Here is a 22159-nt window from a genome sequence, read left to right on the forward strand (position 1 = left end):
GAATGTGTTCTACAATGATTCTGCATGAGGATTAATGTTGTGCCGGATAATAGAAAATCTCAAAGCAGCCGGGGTATTTTCCCGGGGGCAGATGATTTGATTTATTTCCGCGACTTGTAATCATGTGTTGTTTCTGAAATTTTGTCAGTTAATCAGAGTTTTGAAATAACGATTCATCAGTGGCAACAGTCTGACCTGTTTTATATTGATGAGAAATGACAGAGTTTCTTTTGAAAATTATGCAGTTCAGGTGCAGCCAATCCGGATAGTGATTTAAGTTTTTGAAAGAAAAGCCCAAAAAAATCCGCTTTAACAAGCGTGACATACAGCATCTTGATCAGTATCCGTCATCCGGTGCGGGGCCTGAGAATAAGGCTGTGCTGAAAGACTGCCCTGATTATAAGACCGGGTTACACAGCAAAACTGCGCGCAGAAAGCGCAAAAGCTTTGTTGCGAAATGCTGGCGTGCTTTTATTTCTGTCAGTTTTGCATTGATTGTGCTGGCCGGTATCGGTTTTCTTGTACTGCGCTCCGGTATCAGCAGCGATATGCTGCGTGATGAGGCGCAGCAGCGGCTACAGGAAATTTTAGGGCCTGATGCCGGTGTGTCGATCAGTAAAGCGCAGGTTTCTCTGGACGGAAACAGGCATCTGGCGATTGAAGCACGTGATGTTGCCCTGAATAGCCGTATTCAGGATGTTTCGGTGGAAAAACTGGGTGTTGTCAGGTTGGGGCTGGCACCTTTGCCACTGCTGACCGGCTCTGTTCAGGTTGCCCAGATTGAAATCGGCGATGCTTTGATCCGTCTGCAAGAGGGAGAAGCCAAGCCGAAACCTTTTATCCGTTTACCGTTTAATAACAGAGGACTGGTCGATTTTGATCAGTTGTCGCGTGAAGTCTTTGCCGGTATCGATCAGACACTGGCGCTGCTGGATATGCGCGGTACAAAAGCAATTGCATTGCATGATGTGACATTTGCTTTTCGCGCGATGGAGAAAGATCAGGAGATACTGATCCGTAATGCGCAGGTCAGGCAGAACGGGCAGAAAGTAACGCTGGATGCCGAATTTGTCTGGCAAGGCAAAAGTACCTCATTGCAGGCGGAAATGATCCGTTCCGATGATCCCGCACATGCCTCTAACTTCTCTCTGACGCTGGATAATATTCCGGTCAGTCTTGGTTCACCGGAAGAGGTCATGCCGCAAATGGGTAATGACCGGCCCAATCCGGCTTATTTCCATGTGAACAGCACAGCATCACTGGCTTTAACCGGACAGGCCTCTACCGAGGTGCAAAAGGAAGTCCTCTCCGGCAAGCTGACCCTTGATAATGCTGTTGTGGATATGGGGCGTGAGCGCGGCATCAAAGGCAATATAGCACTCTCCTTTGAGCATATTGCTGGTGGTGAAAAGCTTGAAATCAAGGCGCTTGACCTCAATCTTGGCGGCTTGTCCACGGTGCTTGAGGGGGCATTTGGTGTAGAGCCGGTTTCTGAGACGGAAAGTGCAGCGCAGAAAATCCGCGAGCAGGCAGAGCGCATTACGAATGGTGAAACACCTGCCGCAGGGCAGCAGACAGATACTCTGCCTGTTTTGAAAAGCACAGGATCTGCTACGGCACAAACGGAGGCTGATATTGCGGAAAAACCGGCTTACCGTTTTGAATTGGTATCCCGAGAAGCCATCAGCGCACCGGAAAATTCTGCTGAAGCGCCTTTGCCATTTGGTGTGAAGATTGCCGGCCGGTTGATGCAGAATGTCAGTCGCGTTGATTTCAATGATCTGAATGTCAAAACAGATTCCGGCGAGTTGTATGGACAGGGACGGATGATCTTTGGTCACGGCTCTCCGGCCATGATTTTTATGCTGCGCATACCGGGTATGCCGGTCGCACAGGCCAAGCAGCTCTGGCCACTCAATGTGGCTGACGGTGCGCGCGACTGGGTGCTGAAAAACCTGTTTGGTGGTCAGATGACCGAAGGCCGGATTGATATTGCACTGCCTGCGGGGCACTTCAACGGGCCGGGTTTACCACCGGATTTAACGGAATCCGATATCAAGGCTGATTTCAGAGTTGAAGGCACCCGGTTTGACGTGATCGGTGAGATACCGCCGGTACGCGATGCCACAGGCGCGATTGCGGTGCGCGGAGCGCATACAACCATTAAGCTTGAAAAAGGCACGGCCTTTACACCGGTTAACCGTCAGATCAACGTGGATGGCGGAACATTGTTTGTGCCTTGGGGGCGTCAGCGTCCGGTGATTGCAGATCTTGATCTGGATCTCAGCGGTGAGGCGCAGGCGATAACAGAGCTTGTTGGCTATAAGCCGATCAATGCCTTGCGCAAATTGCCTTTCAGCGCTGAGGATCTCAGCGGCAATGTGAATGCGAAAGTAAAAGTGGCGTTTTCGGTTACCAAAGATGCGCCAAAGGATAGTCTGAAATGGCAGGCTGATCTGGCTTTCAGCGATGTGACTTTGAAAAAGCCGTTTAACGGCCAGAACGTGACGCAAGCCAAAGGTAATCTGAGCGTTAATGATGATGTGGCCAAAATCGATGCGACTGCACGGCTGAATAATATTCCGGCCAGACTGGCGCTGGTTGAGCCTTTGGCGGATACGAGTATCAAGCGCCAGCAAAATATCCGGCTGGAACTGGATGATAAAACGCGTGAAACCTATTATCCGGGGCTGAATGATATTTTTAAAGGCCCGCTGACGCTGGATCTGGGCGAGGAACAGGGCGAGATGCGCAAAATCTCCGCTGATCTCGGAAAAACACAGGTCAATTTGCCATGGCTTGGCTGGAAAAAAGGCACAGGCATTCCTGCAAAACTGACAATGGATATGAAACTGCCGAAGGAAGGCAAAGGACCGGTACTGGTTCGTAACTTCGTCTTTGACGGTACCGGTTTCTATGTCAGCGGTGATCTGACACTTGAGAATAATGAATTACAGAGTGCAAATATCCGCAAACTCAATCTGACGCGCAATGATAATCTCAGCCTTGAAGTGCGCAAATCAGGCAATGGTTTCCGCGCAGATGTCCGTGGCACTGCTTTTGATGCACGGGCACTGATCCAGCAGGCCGTTTCAAGCAATACGGACGACAAGAAAGCCGGCCAAAGCAAAAGCGGGGTAATGCCGCGCATTGTTGTTAATGCACAGATTGACGATGTGAAGGGTTTTTATGATGAGAGCCTGCGTAATGTTACCGTGTCTTATGAAACCGCAGGGGCAAAAGTCTCCGGCGTGTCGCTGAATGCGGTGACGGGAAATGGTGCACAGGTCAGCGCAACGTCCAGCAACCAGAAAGGCGCCAGTTCTGTGGCGCTGAGCTCGGCCAATGCCGGAGCGGTGCTGCGCTTCTTTGATTTTTACGACAAGATGCGCGGCGGCAGAATTACCGTTAATCTGACCTCGCAGGGCACGGGGCCGCTTTATGGCGCAATTGATGCCCGTGATTTCTCGGTCATTAATGAGCCGCGTCTGGATAAGCTGGTCTCCAGCAGTTCCAATGGCGGCAAGAGCCTCAATCAGGCAGTGCGCGGTAATATTGATGTGACGCGGGTCGATTTTGAACGTGGCTATTCGCAGATTGAAAAGGGCTCCGGTTATCTGACGCTGAAGAACGGCGTCCTTCGCGGCCCGCTGATCGGTGCTACTTTTCAGGGCATTCTCTACGACCGCAACGGCAATATGTCCGTTACCGGTACATTCATGCCTGCCTATGGTCTGAATCGTTTGTTTGGTGAAGTGCCGGTGCTGGGAGCAATTCTCGGCAATGGCCGCGACCGTGGTCTGATCGGGATTACCTATAAGCTGGCAGGCAATGCCAAGCAGCCGAATATTATCGTCAATCCGATTTCTGCGATTGCGCCGGGGATTTTCCGCTCGATCTTCGAATTCTAATCGGGTTTTGAAATTTGATAATAAAAAAGCGCGGATTACTCCGCGCTTTTTTGATTTCTCGTGATGAGAACAGCTTATTCCGGACGTACCAGAATATGCTTTTTCTTACCCAGCGACAGTTTGATGATACCGTCTTCGGTAACGTCACCGGCAGAGATACCGGCGCGTTCATCCTGAACAGCCACATCATTGATGCGCACAGCACCGCCCTGAATATGACGGCGTGCTTCACCGTTAGACGATGCAAGACCCGCTTTAACCAGCAGAGCCTGAATGCCGAGACCGGCGGTCAGTTCATCCTTGGCAATGCTCAGGCTTGGCAGATTGTCAGAAATTGCACCTTCTTCAAAAGTTTTACGTGCAGTTTCCGCAGCCTGTTCCGCAGCTTCACGACCATGCAGCATGGCAGTGATTTCGGTGGCCAGAATCTTCTTGGTCTCGTTGATTTCCGAACCGCCAAGTGCTGCCAGACGCGCAATCTCATCCATAGGCATGGTGGTGTAGAGCTTGAGGAAGCGTTCTACGTCAGCATCTTCGGTATTACGCCAGTACTGCCAGAAGTCGTAAGCGCTTAGCATGTCAGCATTGAGCCAGACTGCACCATTGAGCGATTTGCCCATTTTGGCACCGGAAGAGGTGGTCAGCAGCGGTGACGTCAGTGCGTAGAGCTGTGGTGTACCCATGCGATGGCCGAGATCAATACCATTGATGATATTGCCCCATTGATCGGAGCCGCCCATCTGCAGGCGCATATCGTAGCGCTTGCTGAGCTCAACAAAGTCATAAGCCTGAAGGATCATGTAGTTGAATTCGAGGAACGACAGCGACTGTTCGCGATCAAGGCGGGTTTTAACCGAGTCAAAGGACAGCATGCGGTTGACGGAGAAATGACGGCCGACATCACGCAGGAACTCAAGGTAGTTGAGACCTGCCAGCCAGTCGGCATTATTGACCATCAGCGCGTCGGTTTTGCCTTCGCCGAAAGTGAGGTAGTTGGTGAAAACCTTTTTGATGCCGGCAATATTGTCGGCAATGGTTTCAACCGTCATCAGCTTGCGGGCTTCTTCTTTAAATGACGGATCACCGACCATACCGGTGCCGCCGCCCATCAGCGCAACCGGACGATGGCCGGTTTTCTGCATCCAGTGCAGCATCATGATCTGAATGAGGCCGCCCGCATGCAGACTGGATGCTGTCGGGTCGAAGCCAATATACGCAGTCACAGTTTCCTTGGTGAAAAGCTCATCCAGACCCGATTCATCGGAGACCTGATGAATAAAGCCACGTTCGGAAAGTGTGCGTAGAAAATCGGACTTAAAGCCGGACATTGATTTTTCCTGTCTGACAAAGGATTGTGATAGGGGAAGACCCCAGAGAGCAGGCCGTGAATATTATTCCGGTGACTGACACAATCCAGCGTTTAACATTATTGCAGGGCAAATCACAATAAAGGTGTGACACCGTAAAAGGCGATTTTATCGCAAATTACTGTCGTTTTGTGCCGTTTGTGTGGTTTATGTAACCTGCGGGTACCTGCCAGCCGTACAAAACCGGAAATATTGAAACGGAAAGACAAAGATGACTGCACTCTATCGCGCACTCGGATTAATGAGCGGCACTTCCATGGACGGTATTGATCTGGCGCTGATCCGGACAGACGGCGAGCAGGTGGTTGAGCGCATTGCTTCCGGCAGCATAAATTATTCCGATGCTTTCCGCGCCCGTTTGAAACAGGGGCTTGTCGATGCCCGAAGCATGACGCAGCGTGATGAGCGTATTGGTATTCTTGAAAAACTTGAGCATGATCTGACATTGCTTCATGCGGTATCGGTGCAGGATTTTCTGTTTGCCAATGGTCTGAATGCGGATGATGTTGATGTAATCGGCTTTCACGGGCAGACGGTGCTGCATCGCCCTGATGATGCGCTGACCGTGCAGATCGGTGACGGCGCATTGCTGGCACGGGAAACCGGTATTGATGTGGTATATGATATGCGCGCTGAGGATATGCGCTATGGCGGGCAGGGCGCGCCTCTGATCCCCGCCTATCATGCGGCCTTGGCACATAATCTGGAGCAGCAGCCGGATATGCCGGTTGTTTTCGTCAATATTGGCGGGATTTCCAATCTGACCTATGTCGATGAGACAGGGCGGCTGGCAGCTTTTGATAGCGGACCCGGCAATATGCTGATCGACCAGTGGATGGAACTGCACGGGCAGGGTAGCTTTGATGCCGGTGGTGCACTGGCTCTGAGTGGTAAGACAGATGCGGCACTTGCCGCGTATTATCTGGGCAATGCATTTTTCACCGGTAATCAACGGCGCTCACTGGATCGCGGAGATTTTGCCGTGCCTTCGATAGGTGTTGTATCACTGGAGGATGGTGCCCGTACATTGGCCTATGTCGCGGCGGCATCAATTTTGCAATCGGCATCCCATCTGCCGCAAAAGCCCCGCAGCTATGTTGTGAGTGGTGGCGGGCGCAAGAATGCCGCGATAATGTCTGAACTTTCTGCCTTGGCGAAAGCTGAAGGTGCAGTGGTGATTGATGCGGATACAGCAGGGCTGGATGGTGATTCCATGGAAGCTGAAGCGTGGGGCTATCTGGCAGTGCGTAGTCTGAAAGGCCTGCCGCTGACTTATCCTTCAACAACCGGCTGCGATACGCCTGTGAGCGGCGGCGTGTTGGTAAAGGCATAACAAAAAAGACCGGCTAATCGCCGGTCTCTTGTTTTTATCGTAGCTATCAACGCAAGCGCTTTTGGCGGACCTCTGTCAGCTCACCCATCAGGCGGCGATCCAGATATTCCGAACATTCCGCAATCAGCTCATCACCCATACCGGAGAAGAAGTGATTGGCACCGGCCATAGTGTTCTGCGTGATGGTGATACCCTTTTGGGTTTTCAGCTTATCAACCAGAACCTGCACATCCTTCGGTGGTGCAACCTTGTCCTGATCGCCATGAATGATCAGGCCCGATGAAGGGCAAGGTGCGAGGAACGAGAAATCATAGGTGTTCGGCTGTGGCGCAATCGACATGAAACCTTCGATCTCAGGGCGACGCATCAGCAACTGCATGCCGATCCACGCACCGAAGGAATAACCGGCAACCCAGCAGGTTTTGGAATCAGGATGCAGCGACTGCACCCAGTCCAGTGCGCTTGCCGCATCGGACAATTCACCGGCGCCGTGATCAAACTCACCCTGACTGCGTCCGATTCCGCGGAAGTTAAACCGCAGAGTCGTGAAATTGCGGCTCTGGAACATGTAAAACAGATCATAAACGATCTTGTTATTCATGGTGCCGCCGAATTGCGGATGCGGGTGCAGGATGATGGCGATTGGTGCATTCTTCTCGCTTGAAGGCTGATAACGTCCTTCAAGGCGACCCGCAGGACCATTAAAGATTACTTCTGGCATATGTACTCCGCTATAACCGCCGGGTTGCGTGACCATTTGGCCGGTTCGCAACACAAGTGTCGTATTTGTTATTTATAAGCCTGATTGTTACCAATCACGACTTTACGGCTTAAATTCTGAGCAAATCCTTGACTGTTTCGCTCATAAATCTTACAACCGACTTTAGAATCTTTCAAAACTGGAGGGTGTAAAAAAACACTCATGCAGCTTAATAGTCTGCTCTGGTTTGAAATTTCAAGATAATTGCGCGTTTAACGCAAATATGGTGCTTCGCGAAAGAGTCTGCAATGCCAAAGCCGCGTATCTATTTCGATTATAATGCCAGTGCGCCGCTGAGTGAAGCTGCGCGTGAGGCTGTGGTCGCGGCTTTGAATGTAGCAGGTAATCCTTCCTCTGTGCATCAGGAAGGTCGTGCGGCGCGCGCGCTGGTTGAATCCGCGCGACGTGACGTGGCAGCCCTTTGCAATGCCAAGCCGGATCATGTGTTTTTCACCTCCGGTGCAACCGAAGCAGCAAACACGTTGCTGACGCCGCTTTATAAGATGGGGCGCTCAGAACTGCGCCTGTCACATCTTTATGTTTCAGCAACTGAGCATCCTTGCATGTTGTCCGGCGGGCGTTTCGCTGCGGAAAACATGGCTGTGCTGCCGGTTGATCATCAGGGTATTGTTGATCTTGATGTGCTGGAACAGGCGTTAAAAGCGCATGACAAATCCAAAGGCCTGCCGCTGGTTGCAGTACAGTGGGCGAATAATGAGACCGGCGTCATACAGCCGGTGGAAAAAATCGGTGCGCTGGTAAAAGCTGCGGGCGGTTTCTTCATTGTCGATGCCGTGCAGGCTGCAGGGCGCATCGCGCTTGATATTGCTGCTGCTTCTGCCGACTATCTTATCCTCTCTTCTCACAAAATCGGCGGCCCAAAGGGCGTTGGTGCTGTGGTAGCTATCTCTGATCTGGTTATGCCGTCTGCGCTGGTGCGCGGTGGCGGGCAAGAGAAGGGACACCGTGCCGGTACTGAAGCACTGCCATTGATCGCAGGGTTTGGTGCCGCAGCGCGCGAGGCTCTGGCGGCACAGCAAGAAGGCAGCAATCTGCCGCGCTGGTCGGATACAATTCGCACAACAATTGAGAATGGTGTGCGCAAACTGGCAGATGATGTGCTGGTGCATGGAGATGCCGTGCCGCGCCTGCCGAATACGAGTTTTATTTCTTTGCCCGGCATGAAGGCCGAGACCATGCAGATCGCCTTTGATCTGGGCGGTATTGCACTTTCTGCCGGTTCGGCCTGCTCTTCCGGCAAGGTTGGCGCAAGCCATGTGCTGGCGGCGATGGGCTATGAGGATGAATGCGGTGCATTGCGCGTCTCGACAGAAAAGTCGGCGACAATGCAGGACGCGGAAGCATTTCTGACGATTTTCGAAAGACTGGTAGCCAGACGGGATCAGACTCGCAGTCAGGTTCAGGCATCGCTTTTGAGCGAATCGGAAAACAATGCCGCCTGAAAGGGCAGGTATTTCTGAATGGCCATTGTGGTTTTACGCACAGTAATGTGATGCAAAACCGGCCGGAGTTCGAAGTCTGGAGTAGTGCCTGTTTTTAACATGGCCAGCAATCAGACTTTTATAGCGCCCCAATGCGCACTATATGTTTATGACAGCAACATGATTGCTGCCATAACGTTTTTAACTGTCGGGCCTTGACCCTGACAAGGATGGAGAACGGCGATGCCTGCAGTGCAGGAAACGATCGATCAGGTCGCCACGCTTGACGTGGATCAGTATAAATATGGTTTTGAAACAACCATCGAAATGGATAAGGCTCCGAAGGGGCTGAACGAAGATATTATCCGTTTCATTTCTGCTAAAAAAGAAGAGCCGGAATGGATGCTGGAATGGCGTCTGGATGCTTACCGCCGCTGGCTCACTATGGAAGAGCCAAAATGGGCGCGCGTCAATTATCCGGACATTGATTTTCAGGATATCCGCTATTATGCGGCTCCAAAAAATCAAACCGGCCCTAAGTCTCTGGATGAAGTTGATCCGGAACTGCTGCGTACCTATGAAAAGCTCGGAATTCCGCTGCGTGAGCAGGAAATTCTGGCCGGTGTGCGCAAACAGGGTGAACCAAGCGAGATTGACGGTAATCCGGCAGACAATGTCTATGCATCAGGCCGTGTGGCTGTTGATGCGGTGTTCGACAGTGTTTCCGTTGTCACCACCTTTAAGGCTGAGCTTGCTAAAGCCGGTGTGATTTTCTGCTCGATTTCGGAAGCAATCCGCGAATATCCGGAACTGGTGAAGAAATATCTGGCTTCTGTTGTGCCGGTTTCGGACAATTATTACGCCACACTCAACTCGGCTGTCTTTACCGACGGATCATTCGTCTATGTACCTAAGGGCGTTCGCTGCCCCATGGAACTGTCGACCTATTTCCGTATCAATGAAAAAGATACTGGCCAGTTCGAGCGTACGCTGATTATTGCTGAAGAAGGCTCTTATGTGTCCTATCTTGAAGGCTGTACAGCACCGCAGCGTGATGAAAACCAGCTCCATGCAGCTGTTGTTGAACTGATCGCGCTTGATGATGCCGAAATCAAATATTCCACCGTCCAGAACTGGTATCCGGGCGATAAGGAAGGCAAAGGCGGTATCTATAACTTCGTGACCAAGCGCGGCGACTGCCGTGGCGACCGCTCGAAAATTTCATGGACACAGGTCGAAACCGGCTCTGCGGTCACATGGAAATACCCTTCCTGCATTCTGCGTGGCGACGATTCCCGTGGTGAGTTTTACTCGATTGCGGTATCCAACGGTTATCAGCAGATCGACAGCGGTACCAAGATGATCCATCTCGGCAAGAACACGTCGAGCCGCATCATCTCCAAGGGTATTTCGGCGGGTAATTCCAACAATACCTATCGCGGTCAGGTTTCTGCTCATCGTAAAGCAACCAATGCCCGTAACTTCACCCAGTGTGACTCACTGCTGATCGGCAATGATTGCGGTGCGCATACGGTACCTTACATCGAAGCGAAAAACTCGACTGCGCAGTTCGAGCATGAAGCAACAACCTCGAAAATCTCTGAAGACCAGCTGTTCTATGTGATGCAGCGCGGTATTCCGGAAGAAGAGGCGATTGCTTTGATCGTCAACGGCTTCGTCAAGGAAGTTATTCAGGAGCTGCCAATGGAATTTGCCGTGGAAGCTCAGAAGCTTATCGGCATCTCGCTTGAGGGCAGTGTCGGCTGATGTCGCAAAAACTAAGACGCATACTGCGTAAACGCAGTGTTGAGTTTGAATTTTCCACTGCTGGCATTGCAGTGGGAGCACTATTTATAGCGCCGATGTGGATGGACTTCCTGCACAATAATTTTGCAGAGAAAAGTTTCATTTGGCAGGTTCTGATAGGCGGAATTTGCACTATCGCTGCATTTATTGTGCTCGGTCGATTAATCTGGATTTATTGGGAATAATAGTATGCTTGAGATCATTAATCTGCACGCCAAAATCGCTGACACGGATACAGAGATCATCCGTGGTCTGAACCTCACCGTTAAAGCCGGTGAAGTGGCTGCAATCATGGGCCCGAACGGTTCGGGTAAATCCACCCTGTCTTACATTCTGGCCGGTCGTTCGGACTACGAAGTTACCTCCGGTGACATTCTGTATAACGGCGAAAGCATTCTGGAACTGGATCCTGCGGAACGTGCTGCTAAGGGTATCTTCCTTGCATTCCAGTATCCGCTGGAAATTCCGGGCGTTGCCACAATGGAATTCCTCAAAGTTGCGATGAATGCCCAGCGTAAGGCACGCGGTGAAGAAGAGCTGAAAATTCCTGAACTGCTGCGTCGCGTTAAGGAAGCTGCCGGCGGCCTGAACATGGATATGGCCATGCTGAAGCGTCCGCTCAATGTCGGTTTCTCCGGCGGTGAAAAGAAGCGTGCAGAGATTCTGCAGATGCAGCTTCTGGAACCATCACTCTGCGTGCTTGATGAAACCGACTCCGGTCTGGACATCGATGCGCTGAAGATCGTTTCCGATGGTGTGAATGCGCTGCGTTCGCCTGACCGTGCAGTGATCGTGATTACGCACTATCAGCGTCTGCTGGAATATATCGTACCGGACAGCGTGCATGTTCTCTACAAAGGACAGGTGATCAAATCCGGCGATAAGAGCCTCGCACTGCATCTGGAAGAAAACGGTTACGCTGAAATCATCGGCGCAGCTGCTTAAAGAGAGGGATGAATATGAACGTCCATCTTCAGAAGGTCAGAACGCCGGCTGAGAGTGCATTGCTTGATGCATTCGCCGCCCGCGTCGGTGATCTGCCGGGCGACACAGAAGTTCTGAGCGCCCGTGATAACGCACTGGAAACTTTGAAAATCAACGGCCTGCCTAGCCGTCGTATTGAAAGCTGGCACTATACAGATCTGCGCACATTGTTGCGTTCGGTTGCAGCGTTTGATGCGAATGTGAGCCATAAGACTGTTGTGCCGCTGCTCGACGGTTCTGCCGTGCTGACCGTTGCCAATGGTGTTGCGCAGAAGTCTGTGCAGATCGAAGGCGTACGTGTTGAAGCGCTTCGCGATATTCTGGGACAGGGCATTGCTGCCCATACCCTGAAGACCCGTGGTGACGATGATGCAATCGGCCAGATCAACGCAGCCTATGCCAGCGATGGCTGGGGTCTGTCCGTTGCTGACGGTACAGAACTGGAGAAGGCCGTTGAGCTGCAGAATTTGCAGCCATCCGGTCAGTCCCATGTGCGTTTTCCGGTTAAGATCGGCTCCAATGTCAAAGCGACATTTATTGAGCGTCAGATCGGCGGTGAAGCAGAAACTTTCGCAACCAGTATCGGCCATGTGACGATTGCTGATAATTCAGAAATCGTCTGGGTTATCGTGCGTGAGCATACGGATCTTTCCACGCAGCTGTCGCAGATCAATGTGACAATTGGTGAGAATTCCAAGCTGATCCTGTTCGTGATGAATGCCGGCGGCAAGCTGGTACGTCAGGAAATCAATGTGGATGTGCAGGGCGAAGGCTCTGACTTCCAGCTTCGCACGCTCAACCTGCTTGGCGGCGAAACAGTGACTGACGTGACCATGAATGTTGGTCATCTCGTTGAAAACACCACCTCAACCGAGGTTGTGCGTAACGTGGTGACAGACAAAGCACGTGGTATTTTTCAGGGTATGATCCGTGTTGCGCAGATCGCTCAGAAAACTGACGCGAAAATGGCTTGCAACACATTGCTGTTGTCAGATGATGCGGAATTTGCGGCTAAACCTGAGCTGGAAATTTTTGCTGATGACGTAGCCTGCGGTCACGGTGCAACTGTGCGTGAGATTGAAAAGGATCACCTTTTCTATCTGATGGCGCGCGGTGTTCCTGAAAATGCAGCCCGCGGTCTGCTGGTTAAAGCCTTTATCGCAGAAGTTATCGAAGAGCTGGAAAACGAAACCCTCGTTGAAAAGCTTGAAGATATTTTGCAGGCATGGCTCGAAAAGCACGCATAAGCATGTCTGATCCAAAAGGCGCTATGCCTGGCTGCAAATAGCAATTTCTGTGCTTCCGGTGCTCACGTACTTAAATGTACGCTGCGCTCCGGTTCTCGAAATCACCATTTTCGCGACGGCCTACCGCTTTTTGATGCAGACACTAAAAAGCGGGGTATTTGACCCCGCTTTTAAAGGCCGCTTAAGGATTCTGTTATGAAGCAATCATCGTCTGTACTGAAAAATTATGATGTTGAAGCAATCCGTCGTGATTTCCCGATTCTGTCGCGTGAAGTCTATGGCAAGCCGCTGATCTATCTCGATAATGGGGCTTCGGCACAGAAACCGCAGGCGGTTATTGATGCGATAACGCATGCGTATTCCAACGAATATGCCAATGTGCATCGCGGTCTGCATTTTCTCTCCAATGCCGCAACCGATGCCTATGAGCGCTCGCGTGAAAAAGTACGCAGCTTTCTCAATGCCGGTTCTGTAGACGAGATCATCTTTACCAAATCGGCGACTGAGGCGATCAATACAGTTGCCTATGGCTATGGTATGCCGAAGATCGGTGAGGGTGATGAAATCCTGCTCTCCATTCTTGAGCATCATTCCAATATTGTGCCGTGGCATTTCATTCGTGAGCGTCAGGGTGCCAAGCTGGTTTTTGCGCCGGTGGATGATGAAGGTGTGTTCCACCTTGATGAATTCGAGAAATGCATTACGCCAAAAACTAAGCTGATTGCTCTGACCCACATGTCCAATGTGACGGGTACGGTTCTGCCGATTAAAAAAATCGTGGAACTTGCTCATGCACGCGGCATTCCGGTTCTGGTGGATGGTTCGCAGGCTGCCGTGCATATGCCGGTAGATGTGCGTGATCTCGGCTGTGACTGGTATATTATGACCGGCCATAAGCTCTATGGCCCGTCCGGCATTGGCGTGCTGTATGGACGTATGGAAATGCTGGAGCAGATGCGCCCGTTTATGGGTGGTGGTGAAATGATTGAAGAGGTGACAGTTGATAATGTTACCTATAATCATCCGCCGCATCGTTTTGAGGCCGGAACCCCGCCAATTGTGCAGGCTATTGGATTGGGCGCAGCCCTTGACTATATAGAGAGCGTAGGTCGTGAGGCGATTTCTGCCCATGAAGCTGATTTGCGTCTCTATGCGCATGAAGCTCTGGCGAAAATTAACTCGCTGCGTATTGTCGGCAATGCACCGGATAAAGGCGCGATCATCGCATTTGAAATGCAGGGCATTCATGCCCATGATGTTTCAACACTGATTGACCGTGCCGGTATTGCAGTGCGGGCAGGCACGCATTGCGCTCAGCCGCTGTTGCAGCGCTTTGGTGTGACATCGACCTGCCGTGCTTCCTTCGGTATGTATAATACCCGTGCGGAAGTGGATGCTCTGGTTGCAGCGCTTGAAAAAGCAAGACAGTTTTTTGGATGACGAATATGGATACGAAACCGGAAGTACCGGCTGCAGAGGCCGTAGCCTCAGAAAATGAAAGCGGCGCCTCGAAGGTGTTTTCCGCTTCCGCAATTCCGGAAGATGAATTGCTGCGTCTGACTGATGATATCATCAGCGCGCTGAAGACTGTCTATGATCCGGAAATTCCGGCGGATATTTATGAACTCGGCCTGATCTATAAAGTGGATATTGAGGATGACCGTACAGTCAAAATCGATATGACGCTGACTGCGCCTGGTTGTCCCGTTGCGGGCGAAATGCCGGGCTGGGTGGAAAATGCTGTTGGTACGGTGGAAGGCGTTTCCCATGTGGAAGTGTCGATGACTTTTGATCCGCCATGGTCGCCGGATCGTATGTCCGAAGAAGCTCAGGTTGCTGTGGGCTGGTATTAATTTAAATAAAAAACGCTGCGGAAACGCAGCGTTTTTTATTTAAAGCATTTCCAGCAAAAGTGGGAACCGGTTTTGCGTAGGATAATGCGTCAAAAAAAACAGAGCATTTCCAATCCATCGATTAATCATAATTTGGAAATGCTCTAGCGGGCATGTAAGCTAAGATAATCCGATATGAGCAATTTGCTTGAAGGGCTGATTTGCTGTTCGCCGTCCTGCATGAGATCGGCAACAGTCTGGCTGCGCAAGGCATCGCGCCAGAGCTGTTCAGCGGCCAGCATCCGCGATTTGATAAAACAATCTCTCTTATAGTTACAGGGATCTTGCGATTTTCCCGGTGCGCGGCGGCGGATTTCCCGACAGATAAAAGCAGGTTCTTTGCCGTCAATTGCCTCCACAATATTGAGCAAGGTAATTTGCTGTGGAGGATGCGCGAGGTGATAGCCACCGCGCGGTCCCGGCACTGCAATAATCACATCAGCAGCGGTGAGGGCACGCAAATGTTTGAGCAGATAGCTTTCTGATACGCCGTGCAGCTCTGCGAGATGTTTGCCCGCCAGAACCTTATCCTCTGGTAGTCCTGACAATACGAGTGCGCAATGCAATGCTGCCTCAACTCCGTCGCTCATTCTGCGCATATTACAACCTTGTGATTTCTTGTTTTATAATCATGGATATATTATATCTATGATTCTGAGGCAAACTCTTATTGCAAGGCATATGTGATGAAAAACAGAATGAATGTCGCGAAAGTCGCTCCGACTCTCTATCAGTCCATACAAGCATTGGACGCAGCGGTTGATGCGGCGGGACTGGAGCCGCGTTTGCTTCATCTTTTGAAAATCCGTGCTTCACAGGTTAACGGCTGTTCCTATTGCACAGACCTGCACATCCGCGATGCTCATAAAGATGGTATGGATATGCAGACATTGTATATGACGAGCGCCTGGCGTGAATCGCCGTGCTTTGATGCGCGTGACCGCGCCGTGCTGGAGTGGACTGAAAATCTGACACGGATTGCGGAGCTGGGTGTGCCGGATGATCTTTATGAACGGGTGAAGGCACTGTTCTCCGAAGAAGAAATTGCCAAGCTGATTGTGGCGGTCGGCATGATTAATTTGTGGAACCGGATTGGTGTCAGCACGCAGCTTATTCATCCGCGTAAGCCATAAAACAAAAAAGCCTGTCATCACTGACAGGCTTTTTTATACGTGATGGAAAGTGGCATTACGGGGCGCCGCATTCCTCGGGCACGCTTTTCTCCAGCGGCAGCGGTGATTTCGATAATGTGCCAGCCATGATTGCCATTGGCTTGAATGGCGGCATTGCCTGCATGGCAGGGTTGCTCATGCTGATCGTATAACAACCGGTATAAACCTGCGCTTTGCCTTCAGCCAGTTTGGATTCAATAGCGATCGGCACTGACCAGTAGATTTGTCCTGCACCCGGATCAGGCTCGCTGTTGCCGAGCTTAATGCTTACAGATTCAGTGCCGGCATAGCCTTTGGCATATTTCTCAAAATCATCGCCTTGCTGGCCTTCTGCATAATAGCTATAGGCGCGGGCATATTCCTTGCGGTTAATCGCATTGTAATAGGATTCGAGAAGTTTTTGCGGCGTGCTACGATCGTCCAGATAATCAGGCAGCAGCAGACCTTCTGCAACTTCTTTTGTGGCTTCCGGTGCCGGAGTATCAGGCTTGTCTGCGGTTTCCGTGGTTTTTTTAGCATCCGGTTTATCCGCAGGTGCTGCTTCTTCCTTTGGCTTTTCAGATTCTGTTTTATCAGTTTTGGCTTTTTCGGCCTTAGCCTTTTCTTCCTCAGAATCTTTGGTCGCCGCTTCACCGGCTTTTTTCAAAGCCTCCGGTTTTACCTTCTGCTGGGTCGTTGCCTTGTCTTTGGTTTCAGCAGTACCTGCAGCCTTGGCATATATCGCACTGCCGGTGAGCAGAGCTGCACCGATAATTGTGGTTCCAAGCAGTCTTATGATTGTCAGGCGTTGTTGCTGGGCACGATCCTGTGTGACGGCTAATGCAACGGGGCGATGCGATGCGGGGTTATGACGGCTTTGCTGAATACCCATTAAAATCTCCGCTTAGCTGAGGCAAAGAAACTGTGTTGCTTTTTATACGCAAAAGACTGCAAACAGATCATGGCAATTTTACGCGTTTTGCAAATTATTCATTTTATCCTTATGCGCTGAAAGAACAGAAAATCTTGATTTAAATGCAGGATCAGAGCGTTGCTTTACTTGCAGTAAGGACTGTGTGAGACTAGATAGAGTATCAGAGGTAAACCGGACAATCGGGGCTTAGTGCAGGATTTCAGGTTCGCCTTGCAAGTTGAAACTACATGGCCTTGAACCATGTAACAGATACAAGTGAGAAATTTTATGGGACGTTTTTCCATCATGACCCTGACGGACGCAGCAGCGGAACGCGTGCGCGAAATTCAGGCCTCTCATGAGGATGCTTTGGGTATCCGCGTGGGAGTGAAAAAGGGCGGCTGCGCCGGTATGGAATATACGATTGCATTGGCTGAAGAAGCCAAAGCCGGAGATGATCTGATCGAGCATGAAGGTGCAAAAGTCTACGTGGCACCGGAAGCTGCATTATTCCTGCTGGGCACACAGATGGATTTTGAAGTGACAACCCTGCGTACAGGTTTTGTTTTCAACAACCCGAACCAGACATCGGCCTGCGGTTGCGGTGAGTCCGTTGAGCTTGCGCCGGTTACTCAGGAAGCACTGGATGCTGCGCATCGCGCCGCCTGATTTTAAATCTGACTTACAGATAATAAAAAACCCGCCGATTGGCGGGTTTTTCTTTTTTAAATATTAATCGGTATCAGCATGAAGGCCGGAATATCATCGCCGAAGCCCAGCGGTGACGGCTCATCGTCAAAATCACGACGATGGCGCTTATTCTGCTGGCCATTCTGACTGTGGTTCTGGCGGCGCTCATCATTGCCGTTTTTGTACGGAGCAGGGCGAACCGGCTCCGGTGTTCCAACCGTTCCGATGGAAACATTATCCGGCAGAACTGGCTGCGGCGCGTTGAGAGCAGAAATGTCAGCCACGGCCTGAGGTGCTTCAACAGGTTTTTCTTCTGCTGCACGTGGCTGTGTCTGTTTTTCCTTGTGATCTTTATCGCGGGACTTTTTGCCGTTTTTACCACGGTTGTTACGACCGCGACGTCCGGTCTCTTCGGTCTCTTCCTGTGCAGGCAGAGTGGAGAGATCGCCATCAAGCCATTCAACCTTTTCGCCGATCATTTTTTCGATAGCATCAAGATATTTGGTATCTGCACTGGTGATGATCGAGAATGCCTTGCCTGAGCGGCCTGCACGACCGGTGCGGCCGATGCGGTGAACATAATCTTCCGCATGGATCGGAATGTCATAGTTGAACACATGGCTGACATCCGGAATATCCAGACCGCGGGCAGCCACATCGGATGCGACCAGCAGCTGAAGATTGCCGTCTTTAAAATTGCTCAGCATGGTCATGCGTGCACGCTGATCCATATCGCCATGGAGCGCACCGGCATTAAAACCGTGCTTTACCAGCGAGCGGAACAGTTCTGACACATCCATTTTGCGGTTGCAGAAAATGATCGCATTTTTCAGCTCATCGCCTTCGGCCTGAATAAGATCACGCAGCACTGCACGCTTATCCCAAGGCTTTTTAGCCGATTTAACCAGACGCTGGGTCACAGTTTTGGCAGTTGTTGATGCTTTGGCAACCTCAACGCGGGCTGGCGAATGCAGGAACTGCTCGGTCAGCTTGGTGATTTCCGCAGGCATGGTTGCCGAGAAAAACAAAGTCTGACGCGTGAAAGGGATCAGCTTGCAGATACGTTCGATATCAGGGATGAAGCCCATATCCAGCATACGGTCTGCTTCGTCGATAACCAGAATTTCTACACCGGTCAACAGCAGTTTACCGCGCTCAAAATGGTCGAGCAGACGGCCTGGAGTAGCGATCAGCACATCGGCACCGCGTTCCAGCTTGCGTTCCTGTTCGTCAAAGGAAACGCCGCCGATCAGCAGAGCTACATTGATGCGGTGATTAACGCCGTATTTTACAAAATTCTCTTCAACCTGTGCTGCGAGCTCACGGGTTGGTTCAAGAATAAGTGTGCGTGGCATACGTGCGCGGGCGCGGCCTTTTTCAAGCAGGTGCAGCATTGGCAGCACGAAAGATGCTGTTTTACCGGTGCCGGTCTGGGCAATACCGAGAACGTCTTTACGTTCCAAGGCCTGAGGAATGGCGCCAGCCTGAATAGGAGTAGGGGTGGTGTAACCGGCGGCTTCTACCGCTGCCAGTATTTTCGGTGACAGACCGAGTTCTGCAAATGTCGTCAATGGAGGCGTAGCTCTCTTTTTGGAAGAAGCGCACTGGACCCGACCGGTAATGTCCGCATGACAACAGGACAGGAAAAGCGCTTATGTTTGCGCATTGCGTTAAAATTAATAAAGCCGTTACGGGGAACAGGCCAAAAAGTCAACAAAAATGCCGCTTTTGCTTCGATTTAGGTTGATTTAATTAATGTTCCGGCAGTCCACAACTGTATGATCTGCCAATAGAAGCATTGCATTGTTATGGTGCAATGCTGTTTATCTCTGCTTTATCAGCATTTTGCAGAACCGTGTATAATTATGCATATGGTTTTGACCTGATTTTTCTTGCTTGCGTAATCAGTAACGGAACTGCTCATTGAGGATGCGTTCATCCCATGTATGCTCTTCATCAAAAAGCAGGGTGACACGGTTTTGCGTATCTTCACGTACAGTTACAGAGGTGACGGATTTAACTTCTGTATGATCAGCCACAGCATTGACCGGCCGTTTATCGACTTCGAGAATGTCCATGCGCACGGTTACTGATTTTGGCAGCAGCGCACCGCGCCAGCGGCGCGGCCGGAAAGGGCTGACGGGGGTCAGAGCCAGCAGCGGCGAGTCGAGTGGCAGGATCGGTCCCTGAGCGGAAAGATTATAAGCGGTGGATCCGGCAGGGGTAGCCACCATCAGTCCGTCGCAGATCAGTTCTTCCAGCCGCACCTTATCATCAATGCTGATACGGATTTTGGCAGCCTGATAGGATTGGCGCAAAACGGACACTTCATTGATAGCCAGCGCTTTGACGGTGCCGGACTCGAGAGATTCTGCAATCATCTCCAAAGGGCGGATGGTTTCGGCATGAGCGGCAGCAACGCGTCTGGGTAAGTCTTCCTCGTGATACTCATTCATAAGGAAGCCGACTGAACCACGATTCATGCCGTAAATAGGGCGCTCGTGATTCATATGATCGTGCAAAGCCTGCAGCATGACACCGTCACCACCCAGTACAATGAGGGCATCTGCTTCATCCGCAGGTGATTCACCATAGCGTTTACGTAATGATTCCGCGGCAGAGACCGATTCCGGAGTGCCTGAGGTGATATAAAAGAAATTTTTATACGGGTATTTCATCAGTTTCTGCCGAAAAGCTGCATGATTGGATGAGGATTTGTAGCCTAAATGTGGATAAGAGGCAAAACATTGTTATTTTTTCTGCGTCTAAGCGATTTTCCGTTTTACAAACAAAAAGAATATGCTATCTAGCCGTCAGTTGCCCTTATAGCTCAGTTGGTAGAGCACCTGATTTGTAATCAGGGGGTCGGGAGTTCGAGTCTCTCTGGGGGCACCACTTACAATCTTCTCATTGTAATTGTTGTGCTTTTTCAACTAATCTCTCATTCTGGGATTGGGCGTGGAAAAACGTTTCATAATTCCTTCTCTTACGCGATTAGACAATTTGATACCACGGCTCTTTCTGTTGGCTCGCTTGGTATATGTCTCTGCTTGCGCGATATTGTTCCATCCATATTGCGCTATTCGCGCGTGAGCAGGTGCCTGACCTTCGCTGTCAGTGCTGCAGATAGTTTTCTGATTCCATGTGTGCTTTATCAATATGCTGCCGTGCATCTGGTTTTGAACCAATTGCCGAAGCTTTCTCTGGTAAATGACCGGCCACTCTCATTTGCAGGGGAACTCATTTGTAATGAAGGTTTATGACCGGTTGGCTGGCGAAAATTATAAGGGATCAGGCTTTGGGTTGTCTTCACTCTGCTGATGGATTTGGCGCATAAGCGTAAGAATTGATGTTAAGTGCAATTTGTATGGTAGCCAGACAGGCATACACTTGGCAGGCATGTGGCGGTCTCATGAGGTTGACCGGGCGCAGAAATCCTGAAGTTAAGTCACAAATGTCTGTAGCAGGTCGCGGTTAGCGCGATAACGGAGTATTTATTTCAATGCAGCGGATTGTCGTCCTGGGCAATGCAGGTAGCGGAAAGTCAACATTTTCACGAATATTGGGGGAATATCTGTCTATACCTGTTGTCTACCTTGATAAACTTTATTGGGGCCCGAACTGGTCAAAACCTGTGCCAGAAGATTTCAGGCAGCGCGTTGAGGGTGCAATTTCCGGAACAAGCTGGATTTGTGAAGGAAATTATCACCGACATAGCTTTGATTTGCGTTTGCCGAGAGCCGACCTTGTAATCTGGATGGATACAGCGCGTGCCGTATGTATGAAGCGTGTGGCTATCAGAAGCTTTTTGAATAAGCCGCGAGCGGATATGCCTGTGGGGTGTAGAGAGCGTATTGATGCGGAATTTTTTGCTTTCCTTCGATATGTCTGGACTTTTGATCGGGATGTTCGTCCGAAAATCGAGCGTGAACGGTTATTGCAGGCTCCTCATGTGCCGGTTATCCGGCTGAGTAACAAAGGCTCCATAGCTGATTTCATGACCCGGATTGAGAAGTCCGTCGCATAGTATTTTGTGCGAAGCTGGCCGGAGGCCGTTAACAAGGCAGAATAAAACCTGCGTGAATATGATGATCTGATAAGGGCCGGCTTTTCATATGAAGGCAAATATCTTGATTGCCAGAGGCGTAACCAACGCAGCTGAGGTGAAGAAATTTATTAAAGTGCGATCAAGTAAAAATGAGCTGTTTAATCAGAACTATTCTGCTAGTGCTCTCCACGATGGATAACAGCATGGAAATATTCAAAAGATGGATTGGGTTCCTATAGTTTTCGGTACGTTCAAGCTTCTCGTATTAGGCATTTGTATGTTCTTCGCCATTAAGTGGCATTACGATAAAGATAAGGAAGAGGCGCAGAGAAAAAGAGAGGAAGCGCAGTTGAATAGCGAGGCAAGCGGGCTGTAAATGCCCGCCTCATCGCATCAACTATGCAGAAACAGACAGTAAAAAGCCCGCATTTAGCGGGCTGTAACGGTTGGTGGTGCGCTATTCAGGTATCTGTTTAAATGTCTTGCGTTTCAAGATTGTCGGTATCCCTGTAGTCTCGTGGCATTTTGCCAGCATCCTAAGCCATGCCGCCAGAGTTGGTGGAATAACTTCCCGACTTGTAGCCCATGCCATGACTAAGCCTATATCGCATCCAA

General features: G+C 50.6%; 18 protein-coding genes and 1 tRNA gene. 13 read left to right on the forward strand and 6 right to left on the reverse strand.

The window, feature by feature from the left end; all coding sequences use genetic code 11:
• The first annotated feature begins 281 nt into the window (after positions 1-281).
• A complete protein-coding gene (locus HBA93_RS14380; protein WP_286201947.1) occupies positions 282-3911 on the forward strand; it encodes a YhdP family protein in 3630 nt (1209 codons plus the stop codon).
• A gap of 74 nt (positions 3912-3985) precedes the next feature.
• Here HBA93_RS14380 and tyrS read toward each other — a convergent pair whose 3' ends face one another.
• Positions 3986-5239, reverse strand: a complete 1254-nt coding sequence (tyrS, locus tag HBA93_RS14385; RefSeq protein WP_116087502.1) for a tyrosine--tRNA ligase — start codon at positions 5237-5239, stop codon at positions 3986-3988.
• A 250-nt stretch (positions 5240-5489) separates the two neighbouring features.
• Here tyrS and HBA93_RS14390 point away from each other — a divergent pair, with 250 nt between their 5' ends.
• Positions 5490-6611, forward strand: coding sequence for an anhydro-N-acetylmuramic acid kinase (locus HBA93_RS14390; RefSeq protein ID WP_221723701.1), 1122 nt, complete (start codon positions 5490-5492; stop codon positions 6609-6611).
• Between the two features lie 46 nt (positions 6612-6657).
• Here the strand turns inward: HBA93_RS14390 and HBA93_RS14395 are convergent, their stop codons facing one another.
• A complete protein-coding gene (locus HBA93_RS14395) occupies positions 6658-7332 on the reverse strand; it encodes an alpha/beta hydrolase (RefSeq protein WP_022711445.1) in 675 nt (224 codons plus the stop codon).
• Positions 7333-7619: 287 nt separating this feature from the next.
• Here HBA93_RS14395 and HBA93_RS14400 point away from each other — a divergent pair, with 287 nt between their 5' ends.
• The 6 genes from HBA93_RS14400 (at position 7620) to HBA93_RS14425 (ending at position 14703) form a co-directional block, all read left to right on the forward strand.
• Positions 7620-8834, forward strand: coding sequence for a cysteine desulfurase family protein (locus HBA93_RS14400; protein WP_221723702.1), 1215 nt, complete (start codon positions 7620-7622; stop codon positions 8832-8834).
• 222 nt (positions 8835-9056) lie between these two features.
• Positions 9057-10580, forward strand: coding sequence for a Fe-S cluster assembly protein SufB (gene sufB / locus HBA93_RS14405; RefSeq protein WP_221723703.1), 1524 nt, complete (start codon positions 9057-9059; stop codon positions 10578-10580).
• Positions 10581-10808: 228 nt separating this feature from the next.
• Positions 10809-11564: a Fe-S cluster assembly ATPase SufC gene (sufC, locus tag HBA93_RS14410; protein ID WP_022711442.1), complete on the forward strand. Its 756-nt coding sequence runs from the start codon at positions 10809-10811 to the stop codon at positions 11562-11564.
• Positions 11565-11572: 8 nt separating this feature from the next.
• Positions 11573-12850: a Fe-S cluster assembly protein SufD gene (gene sufD, locus HBA93_RS14415; RefSeq protein ID WP_502910119.1), complete on the forward strand. Its 1278-nt coding sequence runs from the start codon at positions 11573-11575 to the stop codon at positions 12848-12850.
• A 195-nt stretch (positions 12851-13045) separates the two neighbouring features.
• Complete coding sequence (locus HBA93_RS14420) at positions 13046-14290, forward strand: cysteine desulfurase (protein ID WP_221723705.1); 1245 nt, start codon at positions 13046-13048, stop codon at positions 14288-14290.
• Positions 14287-14703: an SUF system Fe-S cluster assembly protein gene (locus HBA93_RS14425; protein WP_502910120.1), complete on the forward strand. Its 417-nt coding sequence runs from the start codon at positions 14287-14289 to the stop codon at positions 14701-14703. The genes HBA93_RS14420 and HBA93_RS14425 overlap by 4 nt, the downstream gene beginning before the upstream one ends.
• A 143-nt stretch (positions 14704-14846) precedes the next feature.
• Here the strand turns inward: HBA93_RS14425 and HBA93_RS14430 are convergent, their stop codons facing one another.
• Positions 14847-15341, reverse strand: coding sequence for an RrF2 family transcriptional regulator (locus HBA93_RS14430; RefSeq protein ID WP_221723707.1), 495 nt, complete (start codon positions 15339-15341; stop codon positions 14847-14849).
• 87 nt (positions 15342-15428) lie between these two features.
• Here HBA93_RS14430 and HBA93_RS14435 point away from each other — a divergent pair, with 87 nt between their 5' ends.
• Complete coding sequence (locus HBA93_RS14435) at positions 15429-15875, forward strand: carboxymuconolactone decarboxylase family protein (RefSeq protein WP_221723708.1); 447 nt, start codon at positions 15429-15431, stop codon at positions 15873-15875.
• 55 nt (positions 15876-15930) lie between these two features.
• Here HBA93_RS14435 and HBA93_RS24765 read toward each other — a convergent pair whose 3' ends face one another.
• A complete protein-coding gene (locus tag HBA93_RS24765; protein ID WP_221723709.1) occupies positions 15931-16785 on the reverse strand; it encodes a hypothetical protein in 855 nt (284 codons plus the stop codon).
• Positions 16786-17094: 309 nt separating this feature from the next.
• On the opposite strand from HBA93_RS24765, the gene sufA reads away from it, so the two are divergent.
• Complete coding sequence (gene sufA, locus HBA93_RS14445) at positions 17095-17475, forward strand: Fe-S cluster assembly scaffold SufA (protein ID WP_075654899.1); 381 nt, start codon at positions 17095-17097, stop codon at positions 17473-17475.
• 56 nt (positions 17476-17531) lie between these two features.
• On the opposite strand, the gene HBA93_RS14450 is transcribed toward sufA, so the two are convergent.
• Both HBA93_RS14450 and HBA93_RS14455 read right to left on the reverse strand, forming a co-directional pair.
• On the reverse strand, positions 17532-19067 hold the full coding sequence (locus HBA93_RS14450; RefSeq protein WP_221723710.1) for a DEAD/DEAH box helicase: 1536 nt from the start codon (positions 19065-19067) through the stop codon (positions 17532-17534).
• 333 nt (positions 19068-19400) lie between these two features.
• A complete protein-coding gene (locus tag HBA93_RS14455; protein WP_121993437.1) occupies positions 19401-20174 on the reverse strand; it encodes an NAD kinase in 774 nt (257 codons plus the stop codon).
• Positions 20175-20315: 141 nt separating this feature from the next.
• On the opposite strand from HBA93_RS14455, the gene HBA93_RS14460 reads away from it, so the two are divergent.
• From HBA93_RS14460 to HBA93_RS14470, 3 genes are all read left to right on the forward strand, one after another.
• Positions 20316-20391, forward strand: a tRNA-Thr gene (locus HBA93_RS14460).
• Between the two features lie 607 nt (positions 20392-20998).
• Positions 20999-21523 carry a P-loop NTPase family protein gene (locus HBA93_RS14465; RefSeq protein ID WP_122092566.1) on the forward strand — a complete coding sequence of 175 codons (525 nt, stop codon included), beginning with the start codon at positions 20999-21001 and terminating at the stop codon, positions 21521-21523.
• 241 nt (positions 21524-21764) lie between these two features.
• On the forward strand, positions 21765-21920 hold the full coding sequence (locus HBA93_RS14470) for a hypothetical protein (RefSeq protein WP_163026087.1): 156 nt from the start codon (positions 21765-21767) through the stop codon (positions 21918-21920).
• Positions 21921-22159 lie beyond the last annotated feature (239 nt).

The sequence above is a fragment of the Ochrobactrum sp. SFR4 genome (assembly GCF_019730395.1).
Taxonomy (GTDB): Bacteria; Pseudomonadota; Alphaproteobacteria; order Rhizobiales; family Rhizobiaceae; genus Pseudochrobactrum.

Excerpts from the sequence above, each read along its gene's own strand:
- HBA93_RS14390 (WP_221723701.1), top strand. The coding sequence starts at position 5,490 with ATGACTGCACTCTATCGCGCACTCGGATTAATGAGCGGCACTTCCATG.
- HBA93_RS24765 (WP_221723709.1), bottom strand. The coding sequence starts at position 16,785 with ATGGGTATTCAGCAAAGCCGTCATAACCCCGCATCGCATCGCCCCGTT.
- HBA93_RS14400 (WP_221723702.1), top strand. The coding sequence starts at position 7,620 with ATGCCAAAGCCGCGTATCTATTTCGATTATAATGCCAGTGCGCCGCTG.
- HBA93_RS14455 (WP_121993437.1), bottom strand. The coding sequence starts at position 20,174 with ATGAAATACCCGTATAAAAATTTCTTTTATATCACCTCAGGCACTCCG.
- HBA93_RS14435 (WP_221723708.1), top strand. The coding sequence starts at position 15,429 with ATGAAAAACAGAATGAATGTCGCGAAAGTCGCTCCGACTCTCTATCAG.
- HBA93_RS14430 (WP_221723707.1), bottom strand. The coding sequence starts at position 15,341 with ATGCGCAGAATGAGCGACGGAGTTGAGGCAGCATTGCATTGCGCACTC.
- sufC (WP_022711442.1), top strand. The coding sequence starts at position 10,809 with ATGCTTGAGATCATTAATCTGCACGCCAAAATCGCTGACACGGATACA.
- HBA93_RS14425 (WP_502910120.1), top strand. The coding sequence starts at position 14,287 with ATGACGAATATGGATACGAAACCGGAAGTACCGGCTGCAGAGGCCGTA.
- sufB (WP_221723703.1), top strand. The coding sequence starts at position 9,057 with ATGCCTGCAGTGCAGGAAACGATCGATCAGGTCGCCACGCTTGACGTG.
- HBA93_RS14470 (WP_163026087.1), top strand. The coding sequence starts at position 21,765 with ATGGATTGGGTTCCTATAGTTTTCGGTACGTTCAAGCTTCTCGTATTA.
- HBA93_RS14395 (WP_022711445.1), bottom strand. The coding sequence starts at position 7,332 with ATGCCAGAAGTAATCTTTAATGGTCCTGCGGGTCGCCTTGAAGGACGT.
- sufA (WP_075654899.1), top strand. The coding sequence starts at position 17,095 with ATGGGACGTTTTTCCATCATGACCCTGACGGACGCAGCAGCGGAACGC.
- HBA93_RS14420 (WP_221723705.1), top strand. The coding sequence starts at position 13,046 with ATGAAGCAATCATCGTCTGTACTGAAAAATTATGATGTTGAAGCAATC.
- tyrS (WP_116087502.1), bottom strand. The coding sequence starts at position 5,239 with ATGTCCGGCTTTAAGTCCGATTTTCTACGCACACTTTCCGAACGTGGC.
- HBA93_RS14465 (WP_122092566.1), top strand. The coding sequence starts at position 20,999 with ATGCAGCGGATTGTCGTCCTGGGCAATGCAGGTAGCGGAAAGTCAACA.
- sufD (WP_502910119.1), top strand. The coding sequence starts at position 11,573 with ATGAATATGAACGTCCATCTTCAGAAGGTCAGAACGCCGGCTGAGAGT.